The organism is Streptomyces durbertensis (assembly GCF_014156695.1).
In the GTDB taxonomy this organism is placed as follows: Bacteria; Actinomycetota; Actinomycetes; order Streptomycetales; family Streptomycetaceae; genus Streptomyces; species Streptomyces durbertensis.
Genome location: NZ_WMLF01000015.1, coordinates 22,449 through 29,170 on the forward strand (window position 1 = coordinate 22,449; position 6,722 = coordinate 29,170).

General features: G+C 66.3%; 5 protein-coding genes and 3 pseudogenes. 5 read left to right on the forward strand and 3 right to left on the reverse strand.

From position 1 onward, the window contains the following. Nucleotides 1–8: 8 nt before the first annotated feature. Entirely contained in the window at nt 9–1,922 is a 1,914-nt protein-coding gene (locus tag GL263_RS02105; protein WP_323379211.1) for a DNA cytosine methyltransferase, read from the reverse strand. Nucleotides 1,923–2,461: 539 nt separating this feature from the next. On the opposite strand from GL263_RS02105, the gene GL263_RS28125 reads away from it, so the two are divergent. Together GL263_RS28125 and GL263_RS02110 are read left to right on the forward strand one after the other, a co-directional pair. Beyond that, the gene (locus GL263_RS28125; protein WP_323379212.1) at nt 2,462–2,707 is read left to right on the forward strand and encodes a hypothetical protein; all 246 of its coding nucleotides are present in this window, start codon (nt 2,462–2,464) and stop codon (nt 2,705–2,707) included. Then, the gene (locus GL263_RS02110; protein WP_228456028.1) at nt 2,671–3,312 is read left to right on the forward strand and encodes a transporter; all 642 of its coding nucleotides are present in this window, start codon (nt 2,671–2,673) and stop codon (nt 3,310–3,312) included. Before GL263_RS28125 ends, GL263_RS02110 begins: the two co-directional genes overlap by 37 nt. A 92-nt stretch (nt 3,313–3,404) precedes the next feature. On the opposite strand, the pseudogene GL263_RS02115 reads toward GL263_RS02110, so the two are convergent. Continuing rightward, nucleotides 3,405–4,153: pseudogene (locus tag GL263_RS02115) on the reverse strand (DNA-methyltransferase). A 618-nt stretch (nt 4,154–4,771) separates the two neighbouring features. Here GL263_RS02115 and GL263_RS28130 point away from each other — a divergent pair. The 3 genes and pseudogenes from GL263_RS28130 to GL263_RS02125 all read left to right on the forward strand — a co-directional run. Then, nucleotides 4,772–5,086: pseudogene (locus GL263_RS28130) on the forward strand (C40 family peptidase); the annotation flags it as partial. Nucleotides 5,087–5,132: 46 nt separating this feature from the next. Beyond that, nucleotides 5,133–5,324, forward strand: coding sequence for a hypothetical protein (locus GL263_RS28135; protein WP_228456029.1), 192 nt, complete (start codon nt 5,133–5,135; stop codon nt 5,322–5,324). A 27-nt stretch (nt 5,325–5,351) separates the two neighbouring features. Next, nucleotides 5,352–6,005, forward strand: a pseudogene (locus GL263_RS02125) (DUF6119 family protein); the annotation flags it as partial. A gap of 63 nt (nt 6,006–6,068) precedes the next feature. Here the strand turns inward: GL263_RS02125 and GL263_RS02130 are convergent. Beyond that, the gene (locus GL263_RS02130) at nt 6,069–6,695 is read right to left on the reverse strand and encodes a hypothetical protein (protein ID WP_182853800.1); all 627 of its coding nucleotides are present in this window, start codon (nt 6,693–6,695) and stop codon (nt 6,069–6,071) included. Nucleotides 6,696–6,722: the final 27 nt, after the last annotated feature.

Genomic DNA, 6,722 nt, shown 5'->3' on the forward strand with positions numbered 1-6,722 from the left:
GCACGAGGTCAGAAGATCGTGGGCGTCTCTTCCTTTCGAGGACAGAAGGCCGCGAGCGGGCACTCCGCACAGATTGTCTGCTGCTCCCGGCAGAGCTCCGAGCCGATCAGCCGGATCGCAGCCATGCGAAGAGGAGCATGCTTTCCCGCGCCTAGAAGTTTTACCAGATTGACCCTGCCCTCACTGAGGCGGTTCTCGTGATCCGTCCTGACCCCGTTCATCCGGGCCGCAACGCGGATCGTGCCCTGCCCCACCAACATGAGGTCCTCGCCGATCAGCAGCCTGTACAGCGACTCCTCGGCGGGCTTCATGGCGAGCTTGCCGGGAATCTCGAACCGGTTGTTCGGCCTCCAGGCTGCAGGCTGGTCCACCAGCGGCTCGAGGCGGTCGATGCGAGCTCGTACGGCGGCATTGGGAGCCGCGGCGACCAGCTTCTGGAAGCCCGTCGCCGTGAGCTGCTTGGACCTCCGCACCGTTGCCATCAAGGCGGCCCGCTCCTCCGGCTTCATCCTCGTTCCGGAGATCACAGCCACCACAGCAGCGTGGAACGGCACTGGCTCCGTACCAGGGAACTCGTACCAGTCGTTGGCCTGACGCCGCTCAAGCGCCCAGGTGGTGAGTGCCTGGCGGACCTGCTGCCAGTGAGGGTTGAGCCCGCCGCCGGCGGGAGCCTTGACACCCTTGACCGGCTTGAGAACCTCCGCCGCTGCCTTGCCCAGCATGGGCGGCACCGCGTTCCCGATCTGGCGGAACGCATCACTCCGCGTGCCAGCGAACCTGAAGCCGTCGGGGAAGGTCTGGACGCGGGCAGCCTCACGCACCGTGAGCGTACGCAGTTGCTCCGGATGGATGTACCAGTAGCCGTCCTTGGCGATGTGAGCGGTGATCGTCCGGCTGAGGTCGTCCCAGGGCAGCTTCTTGTACTTGTCGGTGTACTTCTCGGCGTTGTACCGCTGGAACTTCCACTCCTCGGGCTTGAGCTTCTTGCGCAGGTCCGAGTACAGCGTGGTGGAGTCCATCACGGAGAAGATCCTGTGATCGTCCTTCCGCACCCTCCGGGTCATGTGGTCCCAGACCAGACCCTCCGGTGCCCCCTTGCGCATCTCCTTGGCGAAGGGCGAGATGTCGTGGGGCTCGCGGTAGGCCATCTCGCGCTCCCCGACCCGCTCCAGCGGCTCGACCTCAAGTTCGGGGAGGTCACCGATGGCATCTCGGAGCGTGGTCCGACCAGACTGAGGGGCGCGCCACTCGAACCGGTCGACGTCTTTCCTCGCAAGCAGTATGAGCCGCTTGCGGTGCTGAGGGACTCCGTAGCTCCATGCGTCGACGAGTCGGACCTGGGTTGCGTAGTGAAGCTCCTCCAGTTCCTCCTCGATGGTGCGGATCACGGAGAAGTCATCGCCGAGGCCCATGTCCGGGACGTTCTCCATGAGGACGACCCTGGGCCCGATCGCCTTGACAACGTCCAGGTAGGACCGCCACAACTTCTTGCGGTGGTCGTCCGGGTCCCGGTTGTGGTTGACCACAAGATCCCGGATCTTGTTGCGGCCGGCCCTGCTGAAGGGCTGGCATGGAGGTCCTCCGGCGACCAGATCAATATCCGCCGGCTCGAGCAGCTTCAGGAGCTCTTTGCGTTTGGCCGGGTCCCCGAGGTCCATGTGAAGGCTTAGACCGGGGAAGTTCGCGCGATGGGTCTCCAGTGCTCGCTCGTCGAAGTCGACCGCAGCAGCAAGTGTCCACCCAGCCCGCTGAAGGCCGTAGCTCAGACCACCCGCCCCCGAGAAGAGATCGACAGCAAGCCTCTTGCCCCTGCCGAAGGTTCTCAGCCACTTCCCAAAGCCCTCAGGGGTGCAGCTGTTCTTGTGCGGGTCGAGCTTCAGTTGATCGCTCCGCTCAAGAGGCACACCGTAGTGGCCACCCACAGTCCGACCTCCGTCACAACGACATGAACGAGCACCAGGACACCACACAAGCGCTGGTCAAAGCAAGATTCAGAGGCGGTCTACCTCGGCGTTCTGACTGCCCAGCATGCAGGTGTCGGTGCTCGTGAGGAGCTGTGGAGGTGTACGGAGCCCCCTGACTTCGCGTGAACGGCCTGGTGCACTCTTCGGGCACCAAGCATAGGGGACGCGTGTGACACAAGACGTGTGTACTTCGGAACTGCCCTGGCCGGTTTCTCCGCCTCCAGCCACCGAGGCCACGGGCCACGACCAGATCACCCGTGCCAACAGACACGACCTCCAGTCGCTTCGACCGCGTCACGTTCCCAGACAGCACCGCCGAATGCCTTTCGGCGTGCATCTCGACGTGCGGCCTGTCCGAGGCATGGTGCCCTACCCGGAATACCCGCCTGCCGAGATCGATTGTTCGATCGCAGTGATCAAGGGGGTGGGAGACGCATGAGCAACCTGGAGGTCTTCAGGGTGAGAGGCCGGCAGGCGACGGAGGTGCCGGGGCGTCCGTGGGGGTGGAGGTCGAGCTGCAGCGGCTGATCGAGGCCAACATGGAGGCGATGCTCGGCATCCGCTTCCTGGCGACCGAGTACCGCACGGGCCATCACGGAGGCCGGATCGACTCCCTCGGGCTGGACGAGAACGGCACGCCGGTCATCGTCGAGTACAAGCGCAACCGCGACCAGAACGTCATCAGCCAGGGGCTCTCATGCCTGTGGTGGCTCCACGACCACCACCACGAGTTCGAGAGCTGACCCGGGAGAAGCTCGGCGACCAGGCCGCCGCGGAGATCGACTGGAGCGCTCCGCGGATCGTCTGCGTCGCCGGCGCCTTCACCCACCACGACACGGTGGCTGTGGAGATGATCGGCCACCGGATCGACCTGGTGACGTACCGGGTCTTCGAGGACGTGCTGACGCTGCAGCTCATTGCGTCGGCTGGCGGGAGTCGCACCTCTGCGCGGGGCAGAGCGTCGGGATCGGCCCGCGCAGCGTCTCCAGCACCGAAGTCGGTCCAGCAGTATCTCGACGAGTCGCCCGAGGATCTCAAGGAGCTGTACGCGGACCTCGACGAGCTGCTGCTGTCTCACCGGGATGTACTCAAGGAGCCCCAGCTCCACTACGTCGCCTACCGACGGATCGTGAACGTGGCCACGGTGCGCGTACAGCCGCGCAACCGGCTGCTCGTGGTCAATCTGAGGCTCGATCCGGACTCAGTCGAGCTGCAGGAAGGCTTCTCCCGGGACATGCGTGGCCTCGGGGCCCTCGGAATCCGTGACGGCGTCGAGGTGCGGATCGGCTCGCGCGAGGATCTCGAACGAGCGACCGACCTGATCCAGCGGAGCGTCGAGGTGGCGTAAGTCCCCTTATGACGATGGGCGGTTGTCCCACCACTCTGGTGGGACAACCGCCCATCGCTGCGTTATGGCCCTACTGCCGGGGGCTCTCGGTCTCACTCTTCGGGCCCGGCGAGTTCGAAGTCGTCCTGGGTCAGCGCACCTCGCAGCCGCTGCTCGGCGATGTCGGCGTAGTGCTCGGAGAGCTCGGCTCCGATGAATTTGCGGCCCTCGCGCAGGGCGGCGACGCCGGTCGTGCCGGAGCCGGTGAAGGGGTCGAGGACCGTTCCCCCGGCGGGCAGATCTTCACCAGTTCCTGCATCACCTCCACGGGCTTCTGCGTGATGTGCACGCGGTCCTTCCGGGGCTGGCTCGCGGTGTAGAGGCCGGGCAGGTAGACGGGGTTCCGGTCGGGGTCGACCGGGCCCTTGGTGCCCCAGACGATGTACTCGCAGGACTGCTTGAGCCTGCCCTTCTGCGGTCGGGAGACCGGCTTGTGCCACGAGGCAATGCCACGCCAGGTCCAGCCGGCGGCCTGGAGCGCGTCGGTCGTGGTGGGCAGCTGCCTCCAGTCGGTGAAGACGAGTGCGGCGCCGGACTCGACGGTGGCCCGGTGCGACTCGGTGAGCAGAAGGGTGAGCCAAAAGCCGTACGAACGCTGGTCGCGGTTCTCGCCGGGGAAGTTGGCGAGGTCGTGCTCGGCGTCGCCCGAGGTGTACTTCGCGCGGGCACTGCGGCCGGTTCGTTCGCTGCTGGTACGGCCGCCGCTGTTGTAGGGCGGGTCCGTGATGACGGCATCGACGCTGTTGTCGGGGATGCCGGCGAGGGCGGTCAGCGCGTCGCCTCGGTGCAGGGTGTACGGCATTGCGCGGTTCTCTCTTTCCGAAGGGAGGATCGCGCGCCTGATTCCGCGTTCCCGGAATTGTGCACACGCCAGGGTGAGTCGCTCCCGGAGGCAGCAGAGACAGCCGTCAGGGGCGAGCAATGGGCTGGAGAGTAACCGTCATTCCCGGCCGCACCTAACGATGCTCTGCCGCCGGACGAGGCGTCGTTTGGTGCGGCTGGAATCCGTCTCTACAGTCTCGCCGTGTCCGACGGACGGGGCCTGGCTTCGCCTCCGGAGCTGTGTTGCTCCGTGTTGTCTCGTCCAGATGACAACGTGGGCAGCGCTCATGAAACGGCCCGAACATTCGGCTGGAGAGATTCTCCGTGTGGCGTGTGAGATTACGAGCGCGGCTGGCTGCCGCATCCCAGTAAAGGCGTTTCCGGAGGCCGGGAGTTAGCCGCTCCCGGCCTCCGGACTCTCCATTCCCTGATCCCAGGTGATGTGAATTCCTGACCGGCGCGGTGCCGGTGACCTTATCGACGAGAACGCTGGTGCCGCGCTGCCTACGAGTAAGGAGCTGCTGATGCAGCATGCCCAGGCACGCCCATCTCCGGAGCACGGCTCCCCCACCCACCCCTTGGCGGACGGCTCGCGACCGTGAAGGCAGGCGCGGCGATAGTCGGGGCCGTCGCGCTCGGTCCGCTGCTGCTGATCGCCCCGCTCGCCATGGCTCTGGCCGGTGCCAGCAGTGCCCAGGCTGCCTGCGCTGGCGGCAATACACAGGCTGTGGATTCTGCTGCGGTCGCCAAGCAGGTGGAGTCGATCCTCAAGGGCGGCGGCAAGGCCACGGTGTCGGTCCCGGGCTTGGACGATCCTGCGGAGCAGATCCCGAACGCCAGGACGATCCAGGCCACCGGCCTCGCCATGAAGGTGCCGACCCGGGGGCAGATCGTGGCCCTGGCCACGGCCCTGCTGAGCGCATGCTCGTCGACCGGAGTCACCCGCGACTCACGCGGCAGTGCCGGAGAGCTGCCAGGAGGGCTTCGGTTCCGCCCAGGCGTTCCGGATCAGCTCGGGTAGCCGCAGCATCGATGTCACCGATCTGGACCTTCCCGTACTCCTCCAGTTCGTCTCGGACAAGGCCGAGGGCGAGCGTCTCAAGGCGCTCGGCCAAGTTCGGGTCGTCATGTTCAGCGACGACGACCTGTAGACTCCGGCGAGTGCTGCGACCACCGGCAAGGAGTGGCTCATCGCGGACGTCCCCGTAGGAACGGCTCGGTACTTCTACGGCCACGGAAAGTGGTACGAGGTGGGAGCCCGATTCCTCGAAACGCTGGAGGACGAGCTCCGGGAGCTGCTGGGCAAGTCGTCCAGTGTCCGACTGCCAACCTGGCCGAAGGGAGTAGCGAACGACAAGGGCCGGGACTCTCACGATGAGGACTGGTACAAGAAGCAGGCAGCCGGGCAGGACGGCTACCTCCTCTTCGACAAGAAGAACATCGTCACGGAGAAGTTCAACGGTGGCGGGCTGGAGGTCTGCGATGTCCTCGGCCCGGACAACCAGCTGATCTGCGTCAAGAAGGCCACCGGCAGCAACGGCACCGCGCCGCTGAACCACCTCTTCGCCCAAGCGGTAACCGCCGTCGAAACCCTACGCAGCGACGAAGCCATCCGCAGCGCCTTCCTGAAGCAGGTTGCTGACCGTAATCCCAGCCACCGCCTCCTGAGCGACTTCGGCACGCTGAAGGTCGTGCTCGCCATCCTCCTCAAGGACGGAAAGGAGATCAACGTCGACTCCCTCTTCGCCTTCGCCCAGGTCTCCCTGCTCCAGTCGGCACGTCGCTTGCGCGCGATGAACGCCGAGGTCGAGGTCGTCGCTATCCGACGCTGACCCACGCCGCTTCCGGGGCGATCCCAACCCGCTTCGAAGCCCCTCACTAACCCCGGCGAAAGATCAGAACACTTTCCCACGGAGGTGGCGGGCGAGGGTGGCGTCGTGGCGCATGGTGCGAGCGGCTCCGGCGTCCACATCGTCCTGGTCGTGGTTCTCGCCGCACGGGCAGATGCTCCACTCGCCGTCCTCGATGTGCGCGATCGTTCGGTCGAGCTGGTCGGCGAGCTCGTCCAGAACTCCGACGGGGACCGTGGGGTCGTTGTCCGGGATGAGGGCGGCGCCGAGTTCGGTGGCCAGGTCCATCAGGTGGGCGGCTGCTCGGCGGTCGTGGTTGGTGGCGGCGTACTTGCCGGCCTGGGCGGCGGCCATCACCAGGCGGCCGAGGGTGCCGAGGTCGGCTGGGACAGTGCGGGCGTCGACGCGGACTGGGCGGACGGCGTGCACGTCTTCCGCTCCGTCGAGTCGCTCGTCGGCGGCTTGGGCGATGAGGTCGGCGACGGCTTCCGGAGTGACGAGGTGGAGGGCCTCCTCCTCGTCCAGGCCGGTCCGCTCGGCGGTGACGGTGACGACGTGGGCGAGCACGCCCTGCACGGCGGTCGGCTCGACTTCCATGCCCCGGGTCAGCAGGACTGCGCTCGTCTGGGCCGTGAGGCTCTTGAAGGCCACCGTGGTGTGGATGTCGGTCACCGGCCCAGCCTATGGCCCGTGTTGTCG